At 66.4% G+C, this 23,570-nt stretch carries 22 protein-coding genes, 1 pseudogene and 1 riboswitch; of the genes and pseudogenes, 7 read left to right on the top strand and 16 right to left on the bottom strand.

Annotated features, from left to right (window positions below):
• A partial coding sequence (locus tag NM2_RS31605; RefSeq protein ID WP_174575708.1) for an FAD-binding and (Fe-S)-binding domain-containing protein occupies positions 1-1,616 on the top strand: 1,616 nt, incomplete at its 5' end.
• A gap of 357 nt (positions 1,617-1,973) precedes the next feature.
• The gene (locus NM2_RS31600) at positions 1,974-2,915 is read left to right on the top strand and encodes a DNA-3-methyladenine glycosylase family protein (RefSeq protein ID WP_067676600.1); all 942 of its coding nucleotides are present in this window, start codon (positions 1,974-1,976) and stop codon (positions 2,913-2,915) included.
• Positions 2,916-3,039: 124 nt separating this feature from the next.
• Here NM2_RS31600 and NM2_RS31595 read toward each other — a convergent pair whose 3' ends face one another.
• From NM2_RS31595 to NM2_RS31555, 8 genes are all read right to left on the bottom strand, one after another.
• The gene (locus NM2_RS31595; protein WP_067676597.1) at positions 3,040-4,311 is read right to left on the bottom strand and encodes an ABC transporter substrate-binding protein; all 1,272 of its coding nucleotides are present in this window, start codon (positions 4,309-4,311) and stop codon (positions 3,040-3,042) included.
• A 20-nt stretch (positions 4,312-4,331) separates the two neighbouring features.
• On the bottom strand, positions 4,332-5,189 hold the full coding sequence (locus NM2_RS31590; protein ID WP_439956949.1) for a carbohydrate ABC transporter permease: 858 nt from the start codon (positions 5,187-5,189) through the stop codon (positions 4,332-4,334).
• 10 nt (positions 5,190-5,199) lie between these two features.
• Positions 5,200-6,066, bottom strand: a complete 867-nt coding sequence (locus NM2_RS31585) for a carbohydrate ABC transporter permease (protein WP_067676594.1) — start codon at positions 6,064-6,066, stop codon at positions 5,200-5,202.
• Between the two features lie 633 nt (positions 6,067-6,699).
• Entirely contained in the window at positions 6,700-7,452 is a 753-nt protein-coding gene (locus NM2_RS31580) for an SDR family oxidoreductase (RefSeq protein ID WP_067676592.1), read from the bottom strand.
• A 72-nt stretch (positions 7,453-7,524) separates the two neighbouring features.
• A complete protein-coding gene (locus NM2_RS31575) occupies positions 7,525-8,511 on the bottom strand; it encodes a hypothetical protein (RefSeq protein WP_067676589.1) in 987 nt (328 codons plus the stop codon).
• A 1,138-nt stretch (positions 8,512-9,649) separates the two neighbouring features.
• On the bottom strand, positions 9,650-9,973 hold the full coding sequence (locus NM2_RS31565; RefSeq protein WP_067676583.1) for a hypothetical protein: 324 nt from the start codon (positions 9,971-9,973) through the stop codon (positions 9,650-9,652).
• Positions 9,970-10,173: a hypothetical protein gene (locus NM2_RS31560; RefSeq protein ID WP_067676580.1), complete on the bottom strand. Its 204-nt coding sequence runs from the start codon at positions 10,171-10,173 to the stop codon at positions 9,970-9,972. Before NM2_RS31560 ends, NM2_RS31565 begins: the two co-directional genes overlap by 4 nt.
• Positions 10,164-10,478: a hypothetical protein gene (locus NM2_RS31555; protein ID WP_067676577.1), complete on the bottom strand. Its 315-nt coding sequence runs from the start codon at positions 10,476-10,478 to the stop codon at positions 10,164-10,166. The genes NM2_RS31560 and NM2_RS31555 overlap by 10 nt, the downstream gene beginning before the upstream one ends.
• 321 nt (positions 10,479-10,799) lie before the next feature.
• Here NM2_RS31555 and NM2_RS31550 point away from each other — a divergent pair, with 321 nt between their 5' ends.
• Both NM2_RS31550 and NM2_RS31545 read left to right on the top strand, forming a co-directional pair.
• Positions 10,800-11,705, top strand: a complete 906-nt coding sequence (locus NM2_RS31550; protein WP_245718306.1) for a helix-turn-helix domain-containing protein — start codon at positions 10,800-10,802, stop codon at positions 11,703-11,705.
• 56 nt (positions 11,706-11,761) lie between these two features.
• Positions 11,762-11,968: a DUF397 domain-containing protein gene (locus tag NM2_RS31545; protein ID WP_067676574.1), complete on the top strand. Its 207-nt coding sequence runs from the start codon at positions 11,762-11,764 to the stop codon at positions 11,966-11,968.
• A 461-nt stretch (positions 11,969-12,429) separates the two neighbouring features.
• Here the strand turns inward: NM2_RS31545 and NM2_RS31535 are convergent, their stop codons facing one another.
• The 6 genes from NM2_RS31535 to NM2_RS31510 form a co-directional block, all read right to left on the bottom strand.
• Entirely contained in the window at positions 12,430-13,176 is a 747-nt protein-coding gene (locus tag NM2_RS31535; protein ID WP_067676568.1) for a succinate dehydrogenase/fumarate reductase iron-sulfur subunit, read from the bottom strand.
• Positions 13,177-13,178: 2 nt separating this feature from the next.
• Positions 13,179-15,197, bottom strand: a complete 2,019-nt coding sequence (locus tag NM2_RS31530) for a fumarate reductase/succinate dehydrogenase flavoprotein subunit (protein WP_084531750.1) — start codon at positions 15,195-15,197, stop codon at positions 13,179-13,181.
• A 39-nt stretch (positions 15,198-15,236) separates the two neighbouring features.
• Positions 15,237-16,064, bottom strand: coding sequence for a succinate dehydrogenase subunit SdhC (sdhC, locus tag NM2_RS31525; RefSeq protein ID WP_067676565.1), 828 nt, complete (start codon positions 16,062-16,064; stop codon positions 15,237-15,239).
• A gap of 699 nt (positions 16,065-16,763) precedes the next feature.
• Positions 16,764-17,054 carry an Rv0250c family protein gene (locus NM2_RS31520; protein ID WP_067676562.1) on the bottom strand — a complete coding sequence of 97 codons (291 nt, stop codon included), beginning with the start codon at positions 17,052-17,054 and terminating at the stop codon, positions 16,764-16,766.
• 174 nt (positions 17,055-17,228) lie between these two features.
• Positions 17,229-18,191, bottom strand: coding sequence for an alpha/beta fold hydrolase (locus NM2_RS31515; protein ID WP_067676560.1), 963 nt, complete (start codon positions 18,189-18,191; stop codon positions 17,229-17,231).
• A gap of 480 nt (positions 18,192-18,671) precedes the next feature.
• Positions 18,672-19,856 (bottom strand): ATP-binding protein, encoded by a 1,185-nt coding sequence (locus tag NM2_RS31510; RefSeq protein ID WP_067676557.1) that lies wholly within the window; start codon positions 19,854-19,856, stop codon positions 18,672-18,674.
• Between the two features lie 166 nt (positions 19,857-20,022).
• On the opposite strand from NM2_RS31510, the gene NM2_RS31505 reads away from it, so the two are divergent.
• From NM2_RS31505 to NM2_RS31495, 3 genes are all read left to right on the top strand, one after another.
• Positions 20,023-20,286, top strand: a complete 264-nt coding sequence (locus tag NM2_RS31505; protein ID WP_067676554.1) for a hypothetical protein — start codon at positions 20,023-20,025, stop codon at positions 20,284-20,286.
• 315 nt (positions 20,287-20,601) lie between these two features.
• Positions 20,602-20,768, top strand: a riboswitch (cyclic di-AMP (ydaO/yuaA leader).
• Positions 20,769-20,897: 129 nt separating this feature from the next.
• Positions 20,898-21,476, top strand: a complete 579-nt coding sequence (locus NM2_RS31500) for a C40 family peptidase (protein WP_245718305.1) — start codon at positions 20,898-20,900, stop codon at positions 21,474-21,476.
• Positions 21,477-21,507: 31 nt separating this feature from the next.
• Complete coding sequence (locus NM2_RS31495) at positions 21,508-21,903, top strand: RNA-binding S4 domain-containing protein (RefSeq protein ID WP_067676619.1); 396 nt, start codon at positions 21,508-21,510, stop codon at positions 21,901-21,903.
• A 362-nt stretch (positions 21,904-22,265) separates the two neighbouring features.
• Here NM2_RS31495 and NM2_RS48010 read toward each other — a convergent pair.
• A pseudogene (locus tag NM2_RS48010) lies at positions 22,266-23,098 on the bottom strand (cation:proton antiporter); the annotation flags it as partial.
• A 4-nt stretch (positions 23,099-23,102) separates the two neighbouring features.
• Entirely contained in the window at positions 23,103-23,531 is a 429-nt protein-coding gene (locus NM2_RS31480; RefSeq protein WP_067676545.1) for a hypothetical protein, read from the bottom strand.
• Positions 23,532-23,570 lie beyond the last annotated feature (39 nt).

Below are 23,570 nucleotides of genomic sequence, written 5' to 3'. Positions count from 1 at the left end.
AGTTGATGCGCGCGCACGGTGTGGACGGACTGCTCTACGGACATCTCGGCGACGGCTGTGTCCATACTCGGCTGGATCTGCCGATAGCCGATGCGCCACAACGGTTCCGCGCCTTCCTCATCGACGCCGCGGACCAGGTCGTCGATCACGGCGGATCGCTGTCCGGCGAACACGGTGACGGCCGGGCCCGTTCGGAATTGTTGTCGCGCATGTACTCTCCGGCCGCACTCGCCGTATTCGCCGGGTTCAAGGCGTTGTTCGACCCCGACGACGTGCTCAATCCGGGAGTTCTGGTCCGTCCCAGACCGATCGACGCCGATCTGCGCCTGGCCGGATTGCGCGCAACACCCGCCGCGGGCGGATTCGCCTTCCCCGCCGACGGCGATATCGGCGCGGCCGTGCACCGCTGCGTCGGAATCGGCAAGTGCCGCGCGGATACCCGGGCGACGGGCGGTTTCATGTGTCCGTCGTATCGGGCCACCGCCGACGAGAAGGACAGCACCCGCGCGCGGGCCCGCGTCCTGCAGGAGGTCGTGCGGGGCGCGCTGGACTGGCGGTCGGACGCGGTCGCCGAATCGCTGGATCTGTGCCTGTCCTGTAAGGCGTGTGATGCGGACTGCCCGGCCGGGGTCGATATGGCCACCTACAAGTCCGAGACCCTGTACCGCCGCTACCGGCGCAGACTCCGGCCGATCGATCACTACGCGCTGGGCTGGTTGCCTCGCTGGCTGGCCCTGGGCGTCCGAATGCCGCGGGTGTGCAATGCCGTCGCCGGATTCGCACCGCTGCGCCGGGTCGGTCTCCGCGCGGCCGGAATGGATCCCAGGCGGGCGGTTCCGTCCTTGGCGGACAAGAGCTTCCGCCGGATGTGGACCGCGCGACGCGGTGCGGCCGCACCCGCGGGCGAACCGGGCGTGATGCTGTGGATCGACAGCTTCACCGACGCCTTCGATCCCGAGATCGCCTGGGCGGCAGTAGAACTCATAGAATCACTGGGGCACGGGGTACGCATTCCCGGACGCCGGGTGTGCTGTGGGCTCACCTGGATCAGCACCGGACAGCTCGACGGCGCACGCGCACGGCTGCGCGCCACACTCGACGCGCTGGACGCGCATGTGCGTGCGGGCGGTGTGGTGATCGGGCTCGAACCCTCCTGCGCCGCCGCCCTGCGCTCGGACCTGCCCGCCCTGCTATCGGAGGATGCTCGGGCCGAGCGGACCGCCCGCGCGGTGCGGACCCTGGCGGAGTTCCTCGCCGAGGATCCCGCCTGGCGTCCGCCGGACCGCAGCGGCCGCACGGTTCTGGTGCAGCCGCATTGTCATCAGCACGCGATCACGGGATATGACGCGGATCGCGAAATACTCCGGAGAACCGGTGTCACGGTGAACGAAGTTACCGGATGCTGTGGACTTGCTGGGAATTTCGGCATGCAGTATGGGCATTACGACATTTCGGTCGCGGTGGCCGAGACCGGATTGCTGCCGACACTGCGCGGGAACGTCGACGCGGAGTTCCTCGCGGACGGGTTCTCCTGCCGCACCCAGGCCGCCCAGTTGGCCGGCAGGTCCGCCGTCCACCTCGCGCAATTCCTGCTGGACCGGCGAGACTCGCGATAGTGCGCACCCGGCCTCGGTCGCGGGTGCGCACGGCGACGGGCTCAGCTGCCGAACGGCAGGGTGCCCGGATCAATCTGGTAGCCGGAGCTGCCGGCGAAGATTCCGCCCCAGATGTTCAACAGCTGATTCAGAACGGTCGTGAGCATTCGAGTCCTCCCTCGAGAGATATGCCAACCGATTGCCGGATTATGAAATCGGTGACTGGATGAATCGGATCGGAAATCGAACTCTATGACAGTTCCGTTACAGCCCGCCGCTTGGCGTGACGCGTCAACCGGGCCTGAAATCGACTTTCATGAATGGTCCCGTGATGCATGTCACTGGATCGAACCGGGTGCGTGCGGTTCGTCTCGCGGCATGACGCACAATGTTCCGGTGGAATCGAGTGTCGACGCGCAGCGCACGGTGAGCGCCGACCTGCCGATCGATCTCGCCAGCACGCTCGCGCCGCTGCGTCGCGGCGGAAGTGATCCGTGCCATACGACCACCCGCGACGGGGCGCACTGGCACGTCTCGCGTATGCCGAGCGGACCGGTCACCTACCGGCTCACCCAGGCGGGACCGCGGGCGGTGGCGGCACGGGCATGGGGTACGGGCGCGGCCGAATTCGTCGAACGACTGCCGCGCATGCTGTGCCTCGACGAGGACGTCGCCGATTTCGCCCCGGCACATCCGAAGATCGCCGAGGCGCACCGCCGCTTCCCGGGCCTGCGCATGCTGCGCACCGGGCTGATCTTCGAGTCGCTCGTCCCGGCGGTGCTCGAACAACGCGTGCACACCGTCTCCGCGCGCGCCTCGTGGCGGCGACTGGTCTGGAAGTTCGGCGATCCCGCGCCCGGCCCGACGCCGATACCCATGCGTGTCCCGCCCGACGCGCACACCTGGCGGCACATCCCGTCCTGGGAGTATCACCGCGCGAATGTCGATCCGCAGCGTTCGAAGACGATAGTGCTGGCCGCGCGCATGGCCGACAAGCTCGAACAGGCCGCCGACCTCGATCCCGCGGCCGCCGCCGACCGGCTGCGGATGGTTCCCGGCATCGGCGTGTGGACCGCCGCGGAGATCGCCCAGCGCGCCCTGGGTGATCCGGATGCGTTGTCGGTCGGCGATTTCCACCTCGCCGCGATCGTCGGCTGGACCCTGCTCGGCCGTCCGATCGACGACGACACCATGGTCGATTACCTCGAACCCCTTCGCCCACACCGTTATCGGGCTGTACGCCTACTGGAGATCTCCGGACAGGCCCGCAAGCCGAAATTCGGACCGCGTACTCCCTTGGTGGACATCAGTCGAATCTGACCAGCCGCAGGGCATTTCGGCACCCTCGGGTAGCCCCGTACATTGCGCAGTCGAAACTCGACCGCACACGGCTCATCGGACTCATAGAACTCGAGCTCTGATTCGAATTCCGTGCGCGAACCGATCATCGAGCACTCATGGCGGCATTGCCTGCCGCTACCGCTCGGCTGAGGGCTTCGGGAACGGGTGTGCGGCCCAGATACATCTCCGACAGGATCGGGGTGATGATGTCGTTGGCCGCCGGGAATCCGGGCCCGCTGCCCCCGGAGATCCGGGGGCCGTCGAGCACATCGAAGAACGGCGAGACGTCGATTCCCCTGTGCGCCCAGTAATCTCGATATATCTGCTGATCGGCGACCACCGCGGGGACGGTCGCGCCGGAGGCGGCCAGGTAGCGGTTGCCCGCGGCGCTGCCGAGCCAGGTCAGCAGGCGGTGCACCGCGGCCGGGTGACGGGTAGCCGCATTGCCCGCGAGGCCGATCGCATTGTCGGTGCTGACCCGTCCAGCGGGTCCGGCCGGAATCATCGCGATGCCCCACGGGAATTTCGCCTGTTGGGCGATCGTGGCCAGGTTGTAGGTTCCGGATTGCAACAGCGCCAATTTCCCTTGCAGGAAGGCATTTCTGGTGAAATCGGTATTGGCGTTCGTATCGGCCGCCGACGGGGCGAGCTTATCGGCGATCAGGCGGACCAGATAGCCGAATGCCTGGTTTCCCTGCGGGCTGTCGAAGACGAATCGATCGTCCGGCCCCTGCAGACGCCCACCGGCCGACCCCAGGAACGGCAGTTCGATGGATTGAAAGTCGTTGGCGGCGTTGTATGCCCACGGTGCGACGGCGGCGAGCCGATGCAGCACCGGCGCGAAGGTGTCCGCATCGCCTCCCCAGCGCAGTCCCGAGAGTGCGGCGGGATCGATGTGCGCGGCGTCGAGCAGGGCGCGGTTGTAGTATACGGCGGTGCCGCCGTCCACGAATTGCGGTACCGCCCAGAGCTTTCCGTCGCGGCTGAACTGCGCGACCGCGGAGGGATCCCAGGCCCGTTCGGCATCGGACCCCAGCAGCGCGCCGATATCCAGCAGCCGCCCAGAATCCGCGTAGTCCTCGAAGGTATTGGTCCAGAACACGTCGTCCGCGGTGCCCCCGGCCACGTCCAGACGCAATTTCTGCTGATAGGAGGACCACGGCACCACCGTGATCCGTACTTCCACATCCGGGTTCGCGCGTTGGAAGGCATCGAGCGAGGCGCGGTAGGCGGGGACGAAACTCTCGTCCCAGATCCGCATTCGCAGGACCGTGCGCCCCGAACCGTCGCCGGTGTGCCCGAGCCACAGCGCCGCGGCGATCAGCAATACCGCGCTGAGCACGACGGCGAGCACCGCCCGAGTCGAGGTCTTCATCGATCTTGTTGCCGCGCTTATCATTTGAGCCCGGCCGAGGTGATGGACCGCAGCACCTGACGCTGGAAGACCACGAACAGCAGGACCAGGGGCACGATCGCCAACGTCGTCGCGGCCATCACCAGGGTCCACTGCGCGTTGTACCGGGTCTGCAGCGTCGCGGTCGAGACCGTCAGCACCTGCCAGGTTTCACCGCTGCTGGCCACCAGCGGCCACATGAAGCTGTTCCACTGTGTGACAACGGTGATCAGCGTCAGCGTGGCCAGAATGGGTCGGCTCATCGGCACCATCACGTGAACCAGGATGTCCAGGGTGCTCGCGCCGTCCAGCCGTGCCGCGCCGAGCAATTCGCCCGGGATGGACCGGAAGTATTGGCGCAGCAGGAATATCGCGTACGGCGAGGCGAACACGAACGGAAGTATCAAGGCCCAGAACGTATTGAGCCACCCGAGCTTCGCGAACATCAGGTACAGCGGGATCAGGGTGACCATCGGCGGCACCATCATGGTGGCGAGGTAGATCCAGAACAGCAGGTCGCGTCCGGGAAACTCGGTGCGCGCGAACGCGTATGCCGCCAGGATCGAGGTGATCAGCTGGCCGCCGGTGATGAACGCCGTCATCAGCGCGGTGACGAGCACGGCCCGGCCCAGGCCTTCGCTCAGCACGGTCGTGAAATTCGTGCCGGTCACCGGGTTCGGCAGAGCCAGTGCCGAACCGGTCGCGAACTGCTCCGGGGTCTTCACGGCGGTCAGGGCGCTGAGCACCAGCGGAGCGACGGTCAGCAGGGCCCCGGCGAACAGCAGCAGATAGACCGCGACACTGCGCAGCTGAGTGCGGGCCTTCGATCGCTGCGCGAAAGAGCCTGTGCGGGAAGAGATTGCCAAGGGCTCAGTACTCATGGACCGTCCGATTCCGGAAGTAGCGATGCTGCAGGAGCGTGATCACGAACATCACCGCGAACACCACCAGCGCCATCACCGCGGCCCGTCCGGGGCGCGCGGCGACGAACGCCTCGTCGAAGATCCGCATGGCCACCACATCCGTGCGATTCCCGGGCCCGCCCCTGGTCAGCGCGTACACCGTATCGAAGGTCTGGAATGCGGTCAGCACCCCGGTGACCAGGACGAAGAACATGGTCGGCCGCAGCAGCGGCAACACCAGCCAGCGCGTGCGCCGCCATCCGCTCGCCCCGTCCAGCGCGCCCGCGTCCAGGATCTCCGGCGGTATCGCCCGGATACCGGCGACGAAGAACAGCGCGACGTAACCGAAATTCGACCAGATGCTCACCGCCGCAACCGATGGCAGCGCCAGCGCCGGATCGGACAGCCATTCGATCCGGTTGCCCAGCACGGCGTCGATCGCCCCGCCGGTCGGCGCGAACATCCACTGCCACACCACACCCACCGCGACCGGCGCGCACATCCACGGCAGCGCGTACACCACCCGCAACGCCGTCCCGCCGCGACGCCGGGCCAACGGCATCGCCACGACGAACCCCAGCACGGTCTGCACCGGCACCACGATCGCCGCGAGCCCCGACGTCACCAGGAGCGAATGCCCGAAAGCCGGATCCCCCAACACCGCCCGCCAGTTCCGCAACCCCACGAACCGCATGGGCCCCAACAGATTCCAACTGTGCAGACTCAGCCAACCCACCACCGCGATCGGCAAAACCAGAAAACACCCGACCCCCACCAGGCTGGGCAACAGCAGCCCATAACTGGTCAGCGTCCGCCGAACCGCCCGCCGCCTCATACCGCGAACCTACCCCGCCCGCCATCGCGGGCGAATCCGCCAACCGCGGGTTCCATCTGCACCGAGCCGCACACGACACTGCCCTCCGGTCCCTCGATCGCACTACGGACCCACCCGGGCCGTGCGCCCTGTCCGGTGCCGGTGCCCGGCCGTGTGGCACGTCGGCGTAACCACGTCGCACCTATGCCTCCTGCGCCCATGAGCGTGCCGACCTCGGCCGGATCATCGACAGCGTCGCACGTCCTACCGGCCCGGACCGTGATACCTGCTTCGTGTGCGGGTGAGGCTCGCGAGCGAAGCCACTCGCGCCTGACAGTCGCTGATAGGGCATCACGCTGCACCTGCCTCGAGGCCGAGACGACGTGCCGGCCCCGGCTGTATCACCTTGACGCTGTAGTCCTACCGGTCCGCGGTGTGCGTCCCCCACCGGCGCGGGATGTGCGCGTGCCCGCTCCCGGTGCGCCAGTGGACAGTTCGCTCGATGAACCGTCCGTCAGGTGTGCCCGCTGGACACCCGGTCGTAGTGCGGCATCGGGCATTGCGGGGTTGCGGGGCAGGTGTGCCGAACTGCCCCGCATGCTCACCGAATTATGTGAAATCTGTTCGGGTACAGGCTCTTTCGGTACCGGACCGTCAGTTGGTCGGGCCGCCCGCGACGTAGATGACCTGGCCCGAGACGAAGCCCGCGCCCTCGCTGACCAGGAATGAGGCGGTGTGCGCGATGTCCTCGGGGCGGCCGACGCGCTGGACGGGGATCTGGGCGGCGGCGGCCTTCTGGAAGTCCTCGAAGTCCACGCCGACGCGGGCCGCGGTGGCCGCGGTCATATCGGTGGCGATGAAGCCCGGTGCGATGGCGTTGGCGGTGACGCCGAATTTGCCCAGCTCGATGGCGATGGTTTTGGTGAAGCCCTGCATACCGGCCTTGGCCGCCGAGTAGTTGGCCTGGCCGCGGTTGCCCAGCGCCGAGGTGCTCGACAGGTTGACCACCCGGCCCCACTTGGCCTCGACCATGTACTTCTGCACCGCGCGGGTCATCAGGAACGCACCCCGCAGATGTACGCCCAGCACCGAGTCCCAGTCGTCCACGGACATCTTGAACAGCATGTTGTCCCGCAGGATGCCGGCGTTGTTCACCAGGACGGTCGGCGCGCCGAGCGATCCGGCCAGCTCCTCGACGGCCACGGCCACCGAATCCTCGTTCGACACGTCCGCACCCAATGCGACGGCCTTGCCACCGGCCTCGGTGATCGCCTGCACGGTGTCGGCGCAGTGCGCGGCATCCAGATCCAGCACGCCCACGGCCAGTCCGTCCGCGGCCAGCCGCTTGGCGACGGCCGCGCCGATCCCCCGGGCGGCTCCGGTAACTACGGCAACTCGTTCGGCCATGACTTATCCTCCGTCTGCATTGTCGGCGTCCAACACCATGCAGCATACGAACCGGCGAGTCCGCCGCCGGCGCTACTCCACCCAGAGCGTCCAGGCGGCGCTGCGGCCCTGTCCCTCGCAGACCAGGGCGCGGCCGTCGGCGGTCCGTGCGGACTTGTCGCTGGCCGCATTGCATTTCGAGCCGTTGTCGTAGACGGCGGTCGAGACGGTGTACGGCCCGGTCCAGCGGTATCCGCTGCTGCCCTTCAGGCACAGCAGGGTGTTGCCGTCCGATGTGGTGCCGATGAGCGCGGCCTGCGTCTCGGTGCACACCTCGCCCTGCGCGACCGCGGTCTGGGCGGCGGAGGTGGTCGGCGCGGCGGTGCTGACGGTGACCTGCACTGGCGGGACGTCGCTCGCGGTCGCCGGTGCGGTCTGGCTGACCGGCGTGGATCCGGCCTGCAGCCGGAACGGGTTGTGCGGCACCGAAACTCCGGACAGCGCGAGCAGCCCGACGAGCGCCGTCGCCTCCGCGGCCCCGATCAGCAGCGCGAACAGGGCCATCATCCGGCCGCGCGGATGGGTGAAGGAGATGAACCCGAACACGATCGCCACCGGGAACAGCGCCAGCAGCGCGCCCACGAGCGCCACGATCGAATACGGATTGACGATCGGCGCCACCTCGACCCGTAATCGTCCGGACCGCCGCCTGCTCGGCGCGGACTCGTAATAGTCCTCGTCGGCCTCGGCTACCGCGGCGCGCCGCCGAGTCCGATCGCTGTCGTAACCATTGTCCTCCGCGGCCGGGGCCTGCCGCCGGGTCTGCGCCGCCTCCCAGCGCTCACCCTCCGGCGACGGCGCCAGCCGCCGATTCTGCCCGGTGTCGGGGCGTCCGGCGGGCGCCTGTACCGGATGACGCCCGGTCGGTCCGTTGTCCCACCGCTGCCCGTCGGGTTCGGGCGGCAACCGCCGGTTCTGCGCCGTGCCCCACCGGTCCTCTTCCGGTTCGGCCACCGGCCAGGGCTCAGCGCCCTGCGCCGTGGATCCCTGCGCGTCGGCGGACTGCTTGCGTCGGGCCATACGGTTCCTCTCACACACGAGCAGGAACCTCGAACAACGGCCCCGCCCCGATAACGAAGAGGATAAGGGCCCTGGCCGCCCCCGCAACCCCGGTCAGTGATATCTGCCGGCGTTCCCGCTCGCGCACGCACCCGATCCGCCGGATGTCATCCCCGAGCACCCGGCGGATCGGTCCCGGCAATCTTTCCGCCGCCTACCCGCAGCAGGCCTCTGCGCAGGTGGCCGGCAACCCGGCCGCTCTCATCGAGCGAATCACCGGCCGCGCGACGAAATGTCCTGTGACGCAATGCGGCACAGTTACGCCACCACACCCGCCGGAAATCCGCGCTACCGAACGTCGCCCTGTCACCGCTGGCCGCCGCGACAGGCATCGCCACAGGTCAAGGCCGCCGATCCGGTCGTTTCGGCCGGACATCGATCGGCTGCGGCGATGCCGGGTCCGTCGATGCGACCCAGGTGTGCCAGAACCCGCATTCCAGGGATCTCCGTTCTATCGCCGGTGATCAGGCGCCGCCGACCACTGATGCTTGATATGACATCGAACACAGAGCGCCGAAACGCTCACGAGACCGGTCGGTGTGTGCCGGGTATGACCCCGGCCATAGACGTCCGAAGTGTTCACGGCGTTCGGCCGATGTGCCGAGTTCGCGCACCTCGATGCGGCGCAGTTGCGCCAGGATTGCCCGCTGATCGACCGGACTATCGGTCGGCCGCGGCGTTGCCGGCTGATCGGGCGTCGGAGACCTGCTGATCGTCGTACCTCCTTACGGTGATCCGAGCCCCGAGAACAGCCGGGTACCGCATGTGCATCGGAGGCGTGCTCACCGGTGTTGTCGAACCTCCTTCGGCGATCGAAAGCCCGGAGAGCAGCCGGGTACCGCATGTGCGGCTGCGCCAGACCTCCGACCATCGACTGTGCCCATCGCAGGAGATCCGAGGGGGCGGCGATGGACAACAGACACTCGGCGTCTGCTCATCGCCAGTTGCCGACCCGGCGATCCGAGTGAACAGTCTGCGTTCGGCATGTGCGGAGTCCGATGCGTGGCACTCGGCTGATCATCAGCAAACCGGATAGGCCGCACGATCGCCCACGGTGTCCGGCCCGGAATATCCTGTGCCGCAGTGCGGGACGGCGGGCTCAGTACTCGTCGACGGTGTTTTCGCCGACGAAGGCGATGCGCAGGCTCAGAAGTGCTCCGGCGAACCAGAACAGCATGCGGTCGTAGTTGTTCAGATCGGCGTGGGCCGGACCGGCGCCGGATGCCGTGCGTGGCAAGGGAGCACGGTGACGTCCCAGTTCGCGCGTGCGGTCCGGCTCGAGCGCCAGGTAGGCGGTGGCGGCGCGGCGGCCGGGCGCCAGGGCGTGGCGTGCGGAGGTCGCGGCGTGGCGGGGGGTGGTGCGGCTGGGAGGAGGGAGCAGCCGCACCACCTTTCGGCTGCCCGCCGGTTCCAGCGCGGTCACGGTAGCGCTCGCTGGTCCAGCACGCAGCGGCCCTCTTCGACCAGCACCGCGCGGGCGCGGCGACGCACCCGGCACAGGTCGACCGAGCATTCGAGGTGCAGTTGCATTGCGGCATGGGCTTGTTCGACGGTCATCACGCCGGGATCGTCGGCGCAACGTAGCAAACCGGCGACCGGCATGTTGAGGTTGGTCAGTTGCATGCCGCCACCTCCCCGTACCGGCGGACCGATCCTCGGGGTGCGGGCTGCTCGTCCCAGGGCTGCTGATTGATAGCCATGCCCAGTGCTTCCAACAGGGTGAGGCCCACCTTGGTCGCCAACCCCCCGACCGAATCCAGCAGTGGTGGTACCGCTTCGGCAACCTGCAGCGCGGCCACGGCCTGCGTGCAGGTCAGGGTGCGGCCGGGCAGATACGACACGACCCAGCCCTCCTGTCCCACACTGCGGGCCCGGTGGGGCGTGCAATCACTGGTCATCAACGACGACCCGATGACGTGTACGGCCATGACTCCTCGTTCCTGCGTGCGAATCCTGATGATGCCCGGAGGTTTCGAGACTTGTTCCGGACTACATGTTATCCCCGAGCACACTTCCAGCATCCTCCAACAGACGGCCCAACTGCCCCGGTTTGGATATCCAGAACGAATTCAGGCGAATGTCCAGCAGCGAATCCACTTGGGGGAGGAAGATTCTCCATAGTGGATGAGACCCCCTCGCCGATGTGACGTCCGGGTCGGGGTGGTGGTAGTTCGGCGGGGGCCCACGGTACTTCCGACCCGCACTCGATGCCGGCGGCATCCGATCAGAACGGAGTGTGTGCTGTGTCCGTGAGTTCCGATAACCAGAGTTCCGAAACCGCCTCCTCGTCGACCCTGCCCAGGCGTCAGCTCGGAAGGTACCTGCGCGACTGGCGAACTCAGGGCGGCCTCACCATCGCCGAGGCCGCGCGGCTGATGGAGTGGGGCGCCAGCACATTGCAGCGTCTGGAGAAGGGGCAGGCAGATCGCATACGCACCATAGACATTCAGGAACTTTGCCGGATCTACGGCATTCCGGACGAGATCGCCGACGGCCTCAAAGGTCTGGCCCAGCAGGCCGCGGTGAAGAGCTGGTGGCACGCCTACGGCGATCTGATTCCCGAAAACTTCGATGTCTACGTGGGTTTGGAGGCATCGGCGCTGCGACTGGTGTCCTATCAATCCGAGTTGGTGCCGGGTCTGTTGCAGACCGCCGACTATGCCCGCGCGCTGAACCGCCTCGGCTATCCCGAGGACACCGACGCCGAACTGGACCGCCGCGTTCAGCTGCGACTCCAGCGGCAGGCCTTGATAACTCGCAAAGCGCATCCCGCGACGGTGGATGTGGTGCTGGACGAGTCGGTCTTGCGCCGCGTCGTCGGAAGTGCAAGGGTGATGGCGGCGCAGCTGCGGCACTTGGCCGATCTCAGTACTCGGGACAATGTCACGCTGCGCATCCTGCCCTTCGCAGCCGGTGTCCCCCTGGGCCTTTCGACCGGCCCGTTCGTGATCCTCGAGTTCGGAACCGACAGCAAGGGGCAACCGGTCGAACCTCCCGTGGTCTATGTGGAGGGGTTCACCGGAGATCTGTATCTCGAGAGGAAAGCCGACGTGCGGCGCTATCGGCATGCCCACGAGGTTCTGTTGCGCTGCGCGTTGGATGTTCACACCAGTAGAAACCTGCTGCGGCAGGTCGCGAAGGAGTACGCGGTGTGAGCGACCCGCACTCCCGCGGGCTCGCTCGTGCCGGAAAGGACATTGAGGAGATGAGGATGAGCAGCGAGCTGTCGGGTGCGCGATGGTTCAAGAGCAGTCGCAGCGGTGCGGGCAAGGAGTGCGTGGAGGTGGCATTCCTGTTCAGCGGGAGGGTGGGCGTGCGCGACAGCAAGAACCCGGACGGCCCGGCACTGATCTTCGGCGCCACCGACTGGACCGCGTTCACCACGGCGGTTCAGTGCGGACGTTTCGACGATCGCTGATCCGAACGCACACCGGACGGGCCGAACGGCCCGTCCGTTCCGCGGCTGCCGGTTATTCGCTGCAGGTCATCGCGGGAAAGATCACGAATCGGCGGCCGTTGTACAACAAAAGTATGTTTGCTCATGCCGGTTATGGGTAACGCTAATATGTGGACCGAGGGCTGAAAAACACTCCCCGGTACCGCAGGCTGTTCCCCGGCGATTGGGTCGAGCGTCTGATCGTAGGAATACTGTTCGCGGTGTCGGTGGGAGGTGTGTACGCATTGACCGGAGCGGTGTTCTCCGCGCTGCTGTTCGGTCTGCTCGTCGCCCTCGTCGCCGTCGGCGTGGTGACTCAGCTGTAGCTGTCCGCGCCGTGCGAGGCAGACGATTCCCGTTGTCCCCTCGATGAATACATCCCCCGTGGCACTTCACGTACGCCCGGTCCCGGCGGTGGCCGGGACCGGGCGTACGGTGTCCGGCTACCGCCGGAAGAGCTTGTTCCCGAGCCAGACGATCGGATCGTATTTCCGGTCCGCGACCCGTTCCTTCATCGGAATGAGGGCATTGTCGGTGATCTTGATATGTTCCGGGCAAACTTCTGTGCAACATTTGGTGATATTGCAGAAACCGAGCCCGAATTCGTCCTGCGCCATATCACGCCGATCGGCCACATCCAGCGGATGCATTTCCAGTTCGGCGACCCGCATCAGATAACGCGGGCCCGAGAAAGCGTTCTTGTTGTCGTCATGATCACGCACCACATGGCAGGTGTTCTGGCACAGGAAACATTCGATGCACTTGCGGAACTCCTGCGAGCGCTCCACGTCCACCTGCTGCATCCGGTACTCACCGGGCTTCAGATCGGCGGGCGGGGTGAACGACGGGATCTCCCGGGCCTTCTGATAGTTGAACGACACGTCCGTGACGAGATCGCGGATGACCGGGAAGGTCCGCATCGGCGTCACCGTGACGACTTCGTCCTCGGTGAAGGTGGACATGCGCGTCATGCACAACAGCCGGGGATGGCCGTTGACCTCGGCCGAACACGATCCGCACTTACCGGCCTTGCAGTTCCAGCGCACCGCCAGATCCGGGGCCTGGGTGGCCTGGAGCCGGTGGATGATGTCGAGCACGACCTCGCCCTCGTTCACCTCGACGGTGAAGTCCTGCAGGCCGCCCCCCTCGTCATCACCGCGCCATACGCGGAAGCTCGCGTCGTAACCCATTGCTACTCATCCCCTTTCGGTGTTGAATCCGGCCTGCTCGGGGGGCCTTCGTGGTTACGCAAGCTGCCTCCTTCGGCCCCTGACCGATCCGGCCGTGAGGACTCTCCCGCCGCCGCCGGATGATTCGCGATTTCCGCAGCGGTGTAATACTTTTCGAGTTCACTCAGTTCGAACAGGGCGAGCAGTTCGTCCCGCATGGGCAGTTGATCGGCGCGCGTCACAGTGACGCCCGGCACGGTCTGCGCGTCGTCCTCGGGATCGACCCGGCAGACCAGGAGTTTGTTGCGCCATTCGGCGTCCATCTTGGGATGGTCGTCGCGGGTGTGCCCGCCGCGGCTCTCCGTGCGGATCAACGCCGCCTGCGCCACACATTCGCTGACCAGCAGCATGTTCCGCAGATCCAGCGCGAGATGCCAGCCCGGATTGAACTGCCGGTGCCCCTCCACGGTGACGTGGTCGTAGCGTTCGCGCAGGGTGGCGAGCTTCTCGATGGCCTCGTGCAGCTCGTGTTCCTTGCGGATGATGCCGACCAGGTCGTTCATCGTCTGCTGCATATCGGTGTGCAGGGTGTACGGATTCTCCGAGGCGCCCTCGGCGGGCGGATCGAACGGCGCCAGTGCGATTTTGGCGGCGGCGGCGATATCGTCCTCGGAGATCTTCGGGCGCTCGGCGAGCTGTTCGACGTACGAGGACGCGCCCAGTCCGGCGCGTCGGCCGAAGACCAGCAGATCGGACAGCGAGTTGCCGCCGAGCCGGTTGGACCCGTGCATACCGCCGGAACATTCACCGGCGGCGAACAGGCCCGGCACCACGGCGGCGCCGGTATCCGGATCGACCTCGATGCCGCCCATCACGTAGTGGCAGGTCGGACCGACTTCCATCGGCTCGGCCGTGATGTCCACATCCGCGAGTTCCTTGAACTGATGATGCATCGAGGGCAGTCGCCGGAGGATCTCCTCGCGCGGCAGTCGCGAGGAGATATCCAGATAGACACCGCCGTGCGGAGTGCCGCGACCGGCCTTGACCTCCTCGTTGATCGCCCGGGCCACCTCGTCGCGCGGGAGCAGGTCCGGGGTGCGGCGCGCGGAATCGTTGTCGCGCAACCACTGATCGGCCTCGTCCTCGGTCTCGGCGTACTGCCCCTTGAACACCGCGGGGATGTAGTCGAACATGAACCGCTTGCCCTCGGAGTTCTTCAGCACCCCGCCGTCACCGCGCACACCCTCGGTGACCAGGATGCCCTTCACGCTCGGCGGCCAGACCATGCCCGTCGGGTGGAACTGCAGGAACTCCATGTTGATCAGCGTCGCCCCGGCGCGCAGCGCGAGCGCGTGCCCGTCGCCGGTGTACTCCCAGGAATTGGAGGTCACCTTGTAGGACTTGCCGATTCCGCCGGTGGCCAGGACCACCGCCGGGGTCTCGAAGAGGATGAACCGGCCCGATTCGCGCCAGTACCCGAACGCGCCGGCGATGCGGTCGCCGTCCTTGAGCAGATCGGAGATGGTGCATTCGGCGAAGACCTTGATCCGCGCCTCGTAGTCACCGGTCGCCGCGAAATCCTCCTGCTGCAACGAGACGATCTTCTGCTGCATGGTGCGGATGAGTTCGAGGCCGGTGCGGTCGCCGACGTGCGCCAGGCGCGGATAGGTGTGACCGCCGAAGTTGCGCTGGCTGATTCGCCCGTCCGGGGTCCGATCGAACAGCGCCCCATAGGTTTCCAGTTCCCACACCCGGTCGGGCGCCTCCTGCGCGTGCAGTTCGGCCATCCGCCAGTTGTTGAGGAATTTGCCGCCGCGCATGGTGTCGCGGAAGTGGGTCTGCCAGTTGTCCTTCTCGTTGGCATTGCCCATCGATGCCGCGCAGCCGCCCTCGGCCATCACGGTGTGCGCCTTGCCGAACAGCGATTTGCACACCACCGCCACCGACAGGCCCTGTTCGCGCGCCTCGATCACCGCACGCAAACCGGCGCCACCCGCGCCGATCACCACGACGTCGTACTTGTGCCGTTCGACTTCAGGCATGGACCGAATACTCCTGAGAGGCAGAGGGATTGAACAAGATCAGTGCACGAACCGCAGGTCCGTGATGGTGCCGCTGGCGACCAACATGACGTAGAAGTCGGTGATCGCCAGGGTGGCGAGCGTGGTCCAGGCCAGGGCCATATGGCGGGTGTTCAGCTTGGACACCTGGGTCCAGAACCAGTACCGCACCGGATGAGCCGAGAAGTGCTTGAGCCGCCCGCCCGCGATGTGGCGGCAGGAGTGGCACGACAACGTGTACGCCCACAGCAGGATCACGTTGGCGACCAGGATGATGTTGCCCAGGCCGAAACCGAATCCGCCGTTCTTGCCATGGAAGGCCACGATCGCGTCGTAGCTGTTGACCAGCGAGACGATCACCGCGATGTAGAAGAAGTAGCGGTGCGCGTTCTGGATGATCAACGGAAGCCGGGTCTCCCCGGTGTATTTCGCGTGCGGCTCGGCCACCGCGCAGGCGGGCGGGGAGAACCACACCGACCGGTAGTAGGCCTTGCGGTAGTAGTAGCAGGTCAACCGGAACAGCAGCAGGAACGGCAGCGCCAGCACGCCCAGCGGAAGCCAGCTCGGGAATGCGCCGAACCAGTGCCCGAAGTGGCTCGAACCCGGTGCGCACGAGGTGCTTATGCAGGGTGAGTAGAAGGGCGTCAGATAGTGGTAGTCCGGCACCCAGTAGGCGGCGCGGACGAAGGCCCGGACCGTCGCGTAGATGACGAACGCGGCCAGGCCGAGCACCGTCATCAGCGGTGGGACCCACCAATTGTCGGTGCGCAGTGTGCGGTCCGGGATGCTCGCGCGGCCCCGGCCGAAGACTCCTGTGCCCGATTCGGAAACTGTGCGCTGTGTGGTCACTGGTTCGCTCGCAAGTTCGCTCACGGCAGGATGCCTCGCCTATCTACCCCGCGGAACATCATCGTTACCTCCGGCATCGAATGTGATGCTGAGCACCATACGGCACCTAAGCTATGACCTGTCACGGGCTTGGGGAATATCGCACCACTTGCATTCATATGATTTGCGCCACATTTTCTGATCTTCGTCCGGCGCACCGGCGTCAGGCGAATCTCGGGCAACAATTACGAACTGCCTTGGGTAACAAGACAATTCGTAATCCACCGAGAATTAGCACTTTTCGCTACCCGAACCTCGCCCACGGCACCGCCACGTACCAGCAACAATCCCGCTGACCATGATCAGCGAGCGCTCGCGCGGACGGTGATATCAAGATCGAATTACCGGAAGGTGTGCGGACGGGCACCGCGGGGACCTTCGGCGGGTGCTGGATACGGGTCGGCGGTCCCCTCTTCGGCGTCGTCCCCGAACCGGCCGTCCGCATCCGTTCGAAAGCGAGCCCGAGAGCCGCCGAGGTTATCCGTCGGCATCACGCCACGGCGCGAGCCGGTCCACTTCGCAAGCGGAAATCGGCGCCCGGGCCCATCACGCGATCTGCCGCGGCGGGGACGCGCGGAACTCTGCCCGGCACCCTGTGAGCGACACGGCTGTGCCGCCGGTCCGCGAACGTCGTCGCGGACCGGCGGCACATCGCCGTATCTATTTGGTGCGGGGGCGGGAGTGGAAGCCGAGACCTTCGTCCTGGGCGCCCATCCACGCGGCCTCGTCGGACTTGCTGTCCGGGACGTAGATGACGTCCTGTTCGCGACGCGAGCTCACCTCGGGCGGCGGGGTCTGCTCGAAGTCCTCGGTGTCGAGCAGGAGCCGTTCGAGGTCGTTCTCCAGGCGGCGGACCGAGCGGGCATCGCCGTAGTGGCCGCGCAGTGCGCCGATGCACTGCTGGAGCTGCCCGACCGCGAAGTGGAGCTCCGCAATATCGCTGCGTGTCATCGAAACCTCCTCGAGCCGGATGAGGGCGACTCGGCGCTGTGCCGCCCCGGCGCGCGATCGATGATGATCTTACTGTGATCGACCGCACATCGTGATCTACAACACAGTACGCGAACTTTCCGATTCTGGCTCGAACACGCCGTGGACCAGGCACTTCCCCCGGTATCGGCAAGATCATCCGGCGACGGCGAAGGTCGGCTCCTCCGTGCCGGTCGCGGTGCGGGCACGGTCCACCAGAGCCAGGATCGCGATCGCGACCTCCTCGGTGCGTTCGAGGATGACGCTGTGCCCCGCCCCGTCCAGACGCACCAGTTCGGCGGCGGAGAGCTGCGAGGCCAGGACCACCGAATGCGCGAACGGGATCATGATGTCGGCCGAACCGGCCAGCACCAGCGCGGGCAGGTCGGACAGCAGCGCCAGCGTCGCGGTCTCGTCGAAACGGATCAGCGAGTCCAGGAAGCTGGCCATGGTCAGCAGGGGCGTGTCATTGAGCATCGCGGTGGCGACCGCGACCATGCGCGGGCTCACCGTGCGGGTGCCGAAACTCGCCTCGCGAACGAGCGGTTCGAGGATGCGGCGACCGAACTGCTTGGACGCCTGCATGATTCGCGGTGCGCGCCGCACCGCGACCTGGAACGAGGTCACCGCGTGCCGATGCAGTACGCGAGCCAGGCCCACACTGGTGACACCGCCGGCCGCCGAGGCGAGCAGGGCGACGCCCACGACCCGGGCCCCGATCGTCGCGGGATGCAGCCGGGTGTACGCGAGCACGACCATCGCGCCCATCGAATGCCCCACCAGCACCACGGGTCCCGTCGGCGCGACCGTGCGCAGCACCGCGTCCAGATCGTGGCCGAGTTGGTCGATGGTGTAGCTCGACGGGTCGGCCGCGCCCGATTCGCCGTGCCCGCGATGGTCGTAGAACACCATGCGGGTGCTCGAATCCCAGTGCGGCCGAAGGTGTTCGCGCAGGAAGGACCAGGAGTCCGCGCGCAGGCAATGCCCGTGCACGAAGACGACCGTCAGCGACGCGTCGTCCGGGCCGAAGACACGCACGGCGAGCGGGGTGCCGTCGTCGGCGCTGACGGTGGCGCGCCGACCGCCGTGGTCGGCGGCGCGCAGGGCGGTCGTGGACATGACGTCCTCCTGGTTCGAGTCCGTTCTTGCCCGGGTGTCGAGTTGGGTTTCCAGTGCGTTAACCGGTGCAACCTGGCGTTATCCACACGTTGCGGATTTGCGGCCGGTCGTCGATCGCGGTCGGATGCGATGTCCGGGACCCTCGGGCGGTACGCGACGTCTTCGATCGGAATGCCGCGTGAGCTGGATGGTTGATTCTTCTACCCATATCTAGCGATATGCATAGACTCTTGTAGCGAAAGGTGAGAGGTCGGAGGCATCGCCGTGGATCGGGATGCTCGGCGCTTCCGTTACCCTTTCGTTATCAACGAATCTATCAGTATCTAGAATTTATGCAAGAGGTTCGTAGATTCCTGTGTGCAGCGGGCTTTCGAGCAGAATCTACGATCATCTAGAGAAGTTGCTAGATAGGGGTAGATTTTGGAATCGTCCGACCCCGGCCGACGATCACCCCCGCGGCGCAGTGCGGACGACGCCCCCTCAGGCGACGCTGCGCAGGTACCGGCCGAAGTGCGGAACCGTGAACCCGATGGTCCCCCGCTCGGCCGAATAGATCAGCCCCTTCTTGATCAGCCCGTCCCGAGCCGGTGACAGCGAGGCCGGGCGACGACCCAGTTCCTTCGCGATGGCCGCGGTCGCCACCGGACCGTCGTCCCCGGACAGTTCGGCCATGGCGCGCATGTACTCGCGCTCGGCCGGGGTCGCCCGCTCGTACCGGGATCCGAAGAAGCCGACCGCCAGCTCCTCCTCCGCGGCCGGGGCCGCCAGCTCCACATCCTCGGCGGTGATCGGACTCTGCGCGGCCAGATCCCAGGTCGCCTTGCCGTACGCCTGCACGAAATACGGATAGCCATCGGCCTTGAGATACAACGAATCCAGCGCCTCGGAGGTGAATTTCACCTCCTCGCGCTCGGCCGGGGCGATCAGCGCGAGATCGGCCGAGTCCCGATCGAGCCGGTCGATGCGGTGATAGCTGAACAACCGTTCGGAGTAACTCTTGGAGGCCGACAGCACCGCGGGCAGATGCGGCAGACCCGCGCCCACCACGATCAAAGGCGCTGCCTCCTGGCTCAATTCGTGGCATGCGCCGCAGATCGCGGAGATGTCGGCCGACCCCAGATCCTGCATCTCATCGATGAATATCGCGATGCCGACGCCGATGTCGCGGGCCACCTGCGCGGCCTCCATCAGCAGTTCGACCAGATCGATCTCGATATCGCCGGAATCGGCGCGGCCGGTCACCGCGGGGACGTCGATGCCCGGCTGCCAGCGCTCGCGCATGCCCTTGTCGACGGTGGCGCGCAGCGCGAAAGCCTTGAGTATGCCCAGGAAGTCGTCGACCATCTCCAGATTGCGGTGCGCCACCGCGATCTGCCGCACCGCCATGTGCAGTGCCGAGGCCAGCGGACGCCGCAGCTCCTGATCGGGCCGGGCCTCCAATTTGCCGGTGCCCCAATCACGTGCGCGCGCGGCCGAGCGAAGCTGGTTGAGCAGCACCGTCTTTCCGACGCCGCGCAGGCCCGTGAGCATGACGCTGCGTTCGGGCCGCCCGCGCGAAATGCGTTCGAGCACCACGTCGAACGCGTCGAGTTGCTTGGCCCGTCCGGCGAGTTCGGGCGGGCGTTGTCCGGCGCCTGGGGCATACGGATTCCGCACGGGGTCCATGCCGTTCCACGGTAGTGCGTCGCGCGGGGAATCTTCGGACATCTACCGAGTTCCCTAGACGTGACTATCGAGGGATGTGCGGCCCGGGAATACGGTCTCTAGGCTTGTGGTTGTTGGCACAGGTGTAACCGTCGCGACGCCGCGGGGGCCGAGGCACAGGAGAGTCATGAGCGAGGAACCCGATGCCGACGTCGCCGAGGTCGTCGAATCGTGGAACGTGCCGCGGGAAGCCGTTCTCGCCGCGCGCATCCGCGCCAACATCCTCGAGGCGATCGGCCAGGGCTTCGATGATCCGCAGCTGGTTGCCGATCTGGCGGTCGGCCCGCTCGTGATGGCGCTGGGTCAGTTGGAGATCGGGTTGGCCGACGCGCGTCGCCGCATCGAGGAACTCGAACGCGCGCTCGCCGATCGCGAGGGCGGCCAGGGCTGATCCGTCCCGGCTCGTTCGGTCGGTGCGCGCCGGATCGCCGGGGCGATCGCCGCGGGTCGGCTGTTGACGCCTCGGATTTGCCGGGCGATAACGGAAAGAGTCGAGTTCATAACGCCCCCGCCCGCGTCGATAACAGTTGCGCCCGAGCTGATATCGGTCCGTTACCACCGCGCCGACACGCCGAATCGCCGTCCTGTACTGGGGGTTTGTCCTGTTCGGTCCAACACGCCGCGCTGTGGGGTGGACAACATCACGCGCTAGCCGTAATCTTCTCGTGACTTGACGAAGGGTGCTGTTTCGTAGGGGAAACGGCACGTCGAGTCACCGCTAAATCGGCGTTCGGGCGCAAGCTCGTTCGCTGAACCGAGGACCCAGATGTAGTGGGGTGAATCCTCGCCCGGCTGAACGAGGTCGGTCGAGGTAGGACCGATCTTCCCGGCCCGAACCCGTCAGCTAACTCGGTCGGCGGGTGGAGTGGAAGAAACAGGAGACTCAGCTCGGTGGGTAGACACAGTTTGCAACGGGAATCTCGGCTCCCGAATTCCGTGAAGGGTGCGCTCGTCATGGGTGCGGTTGCCTCGGCAACCGGTGCCATGCCTGCGGTTTCGGCGATGGCTCAGACCATCAACGTGCCCGGCGTCGGAGATTTCGATGTGCCGGTCGATTCCTCGTTCACTCAACAGGTCAAGGCCGTGAATCAGGCGCTCGCCGATCACGCCGACCTGATCAAGGACCACGCGGATCAGATCAAGGCCGCACAGAAGTCGCTGACGCCGCAGAGCCTGCAGCAGCCCAGCATTCCCGGTCTGACCGCGGCTCTGCCCGGCGTGCAGCAGCAGCACCAGGGGCCGCAGCACATCGCGCTGACCGCAGCCCAGAGCAAGATCGGCTCGGATTACGTGTGGGGCGCCTCGGGCCCGCAGAACTTCGACTGCTCCGGCCTCGTGCAGTGGGCCTACAAGCAGGCCGGGGTCAACCTGCCGCGCACCAGCTTCGAGCAGTCGCACGTCGGCAAGCCGGTCGCCTTCAAGGATCTGCAGCCCGGCGACCTGGTCATCCAGGAGGGCGGCGGCCACGTGGCGATGTACGCCGGCGACGGCAAGATCCTGCAGGCACCGCAGTCGGGTGAGACCGTCAGCTACGCGCACCTCGATCCCAACTCGATCGTCACCGCGCGTCGCGTCGCCTGATTCTCGGTTCAGTACCGCTCTGGAAGCGAAACTGCCACCGACGCAGCCGAGTACAGCCCGGGTCGACTCCTGGACCTGGGCTGTCCGGCTGTTCAAAACCAGGTCGGCCGCCGCGACCGCATGTCGCGGCGGGCACGTCAAGGTGAACGGTGTCGCGGTCAAGCCTGCTCATCAGGTCAAACCCGGTGACGAGGTGCGTGCCCGGATCAACGGGCTGGATCGCATCGTCATCGTCGAGAAGGTCATCACCAAGCGTGTGGGTGCGGCGATCGCCGCGCAATGCCTGATCGACAAGAGCCCGCCGCCGCCGGCTCCCGAGATCGTGGCGACCATGCCGCGCCGTGATCGCGGCGCCGGACGTCCCACGAAACGTGAACGGCGCGACACGGATCGATTGCTCGGCCGAGGACCCACCGCCTCGCCTTGAGAGCATTCGCGCTGTTCGACGCTCATGAAGCCCCTATCTTCATGAGCGTTCCCAGCTGATCGGCTTCCGGCTACCCAGCTGGAATCACCACTCTCCTGCCAGTGATGCGACGAATTCGATCGTGGGCTGACTTCCGATGACGGTGCTGCATAATGTGATCCGCCGAGATCCCTCCCGCATCGTTAGTGATCTTCGCCACATAACCGGCCGAATCGGACACTGGCACACCGAAATCGGTCCGAACACGCGACCGGCGAACGTCTCCGAGCGGCGCTCACCAATCCGCTGGCCGGGGTGAACTGGGGCAAATTTCGCATTGCCGAAAATTTGCCCGCGAGTGAGACTGTCATGGGGCCCAGGCGCAGCCAGATGGAGAACAGCGGACCCAGAAATCCCTCGGTGATCGCGAACAGCTGGCGAGCGACGCGTCGCGGCTCACCGACCCCGGCCACCGCGAGTCCACCCGCGAAACCGGCCAGCATGATCGAGACCTGCGTCCGCGTGGCCAGCGCGGCGAGGGCGAACAGCAGCGTCAAGCTACGCGCAATTCCAGTGCGAACTTTCGATTTTCGGACACCTGATGGGCGCGACGTCGCAGTCCGGAACGTTCGAGATAGCGAAGAATCAGGAACAGCACGACCGCACCCATCGCAACGGCGAGCGCGCCGAGCGCCGCCCGCCCGGCCCGGGAGACGTCGATGACCAGCGGCAATGCCACAATGCACGCGGTATCGGCGATCGCCACCTGCGCGGTCAACTCCAGGACCGATTTGCCGTGCAGCCCTTGGGAATCGATGATCGGCAACGTCAGAGCCGCCGAGGAGGAGGCGATCAGCACCGCGTAGATCGCGCTGTGCCCGGTGCCGAACCGGCTCGCCAGGGTGAACCCGGCAGCCGCGGCGAACAACCCGACCAGCACCGCGCGCAAACGCCCCGACCGCCAGTGCCGTGCGCACCGCCGGATCCCGCACCGGGACGTGGGTGCCCGCGACGAACATGACCAGCGTGAATCCCATATCGGCGAGGAACGAGAAGATCGGGTCACCCGGATGCAGCACTCCGAAACCGGTCGCGCCGAAGACGACTCCGGCGAGCAACTCGCCGACGATCACCGGAACATGCCAGCTCGCGCGCCAGGACAGCAGCGGCCCGGCCAGCCCCAGCGCGAGCACAGGGCGAGGGTGGAGAAACTCACCGCCCTATTTCTTCCGCTTCTTCTGCTTTCCGGAGTCGGGGTCGTCATCGCGAAGTCGTGCGAATTTGGTGGGAATCGGGATGTTCTCGTCGGCGTGATAGCAGGCGCACACGCGGTGGTATCCGTCGGCGATCTGGGCGGGGGTTCCGGTGATCAGGTCGCCCTGGACGAGCAGGATCGGGGACAGTGCCGCACCGGTGAGGATCTTGGCGAGATCGGCGCGGACGTGCGGATTGTCCGGCGGCAGCAGGGTGAGCTGGGCCGCGCGCAGGATGTCCTTGGCCTTCTTGTGCACGATCGGCGCGGCACGTAGGTGTCGCAGCAGCGTCGACACGGTATCCGGGTCGGCGAGCAGTTCGAGATAGTCGGCCGCCGCCGGATAGTCGTGGGATTCGGGTTCGTCCAGCCAGCGCACGGGATTGGTGGTCGCCATCGATACTCCTGGAGCGATCGGTGGATGGGTGTGGACCAG

The sequence above is a fragment of the Nocardia miyunensis NBRC 108239 genome (genome assembly GCF_001613065.1).
GTDB classification, from domain to species: domain Bacteria; phylum Actinomycetota; class Actinomycetes; order Mycobacteriales; family Mycobacteriaceae; genus Nocardia; species Nocardia miyunensis.
The sequence above is the reverse complement of the archived record's forward strand: the minus strand, read 5'-3'. Positions and strand labels throughout refer to the sequence as shown.

What these genes read in the sequence shown, in the direction of transcription:
- NM2_RS31600 (WP_067676600.1), top strand. Translation starts at nt 1,974, where the DNA reads ATGACGCACAATGTTCCGGTGGAATCGAGTGTCGACGCGCAGCGCACG.
- NM2_RS31595 (WP_067676597.1), bottom strand. Translation starts at nt 4,311, where the DNA reads ATGAAGACCTCGACTCGGGCGGTGCTCGCCGTCGTGCTCAGCGCGGTA.
- NM2_RS31585 (WP_067676594.1), bottom strand. Translation starts at nt 6,066, where the DNA reads ATGAGGCGGCGGGCGGTTCGGCGGACGCTGACCAGTTATGGGCTGCTG.
- NM2_RS31580 (WP_067676592.1), bottom strand. Translation starts at nt 7,452, where the DNA reads ATGGCCGAACGAGTTGCCGTAGTTACCGGAGCCGCCCGGGGGATCGGC.
- NM2_RS31575 (WP_067676589.1), bottom strand. Translation starts at nt 8,511, where the DNA reads ATGGCCCGACGCAAGCAGTCCGCCGACGCGCAGGGATCCACGGCGCAG.
- NM2_RS31560 (WP_067676580.1), bottom strand. Translation starts at nt 10,173, where the DNA reads ATGCAACTGACCAACCTCAACATGCCGGTCGCCGGTTTGCTACGTTGC.
- NM2_RS31555 (WP_067676577.1), bottom strand. Translation starts at nt 10,478, where the DNA reads ATGGCCGTACACGTCATCGGGTCGTCGTTGATGACCAGTGATTGCACG.
- NM2_RS31545 (WP_067676574.1), top strand. Translation starts at nt 11,762, where the DNA reads ATGAGCAGCGAGCTGTCGGGTGCGCGATGGTTCAAGAGCAGTCGCAGC.
- NM2_RS31535 (WP_067676568.1), bottom strand. Translation starts at nt 13,176, where the DNA reads ATGGGTTACGACGCGAGCTTCCGCGTATGGCGCGGTGATGACGAGGGG.
- NM2_RS31530 (WP_084531750.1), bottom strand. Translation starts at nt 15,197, where the DNA reads ATGCCTGAAGTCGAACGGCACAAGTACGACGTCGTGGTGATCGGCGCG.
- NM2_RS31520 (WP_067676562.1), bottom strand. Translation starts at nt 17,054, where the DNA reads ATGACACGCAGCGATATTGCGGAGCTCCACTTCGCGGTCGGGCAGCTC.
- NM2_RS31515 (WP_067676560.1), bottom strand. Translation starts at nt 18,191, where the DNA reads ATGTCCACGACCGCCCTGCGCGCCGCCGACCACGGCGGTCGGCGCGCC.
- NM2_RS31510 (WP_067676557.1), bottom strand. Translation starts at nt 19,856, where the DNA reads ATGGACCCCGTGCGGAATCCGTATGCCCCAGGCGCCGGACAACGCCCG.
- NM2_RS31505 (WP_067676554.1), top strand. Translation starts at nt 20,023, where the DNA reads ATGAGCGAGGAACCCGATGCCGACGTCGCCGAGGTCGTCGAATCGTGG.
- NM2_RS31500 (WP_245718305.1), top strand. Translation starts at nt 20,898, where the DNA reads ATGGCTCAGACCATCAACGTGCCCGGCGTCGGAGATTTCGATGTGCCG.
- NM2_RS31480 (WP_067676545.1), bottom strand. Translation starts at nt 23,531, where the DNA reads ATGGCGACCACCAATCCCGTGCGCTGGCTGGACGAACCCGAATCCCAC.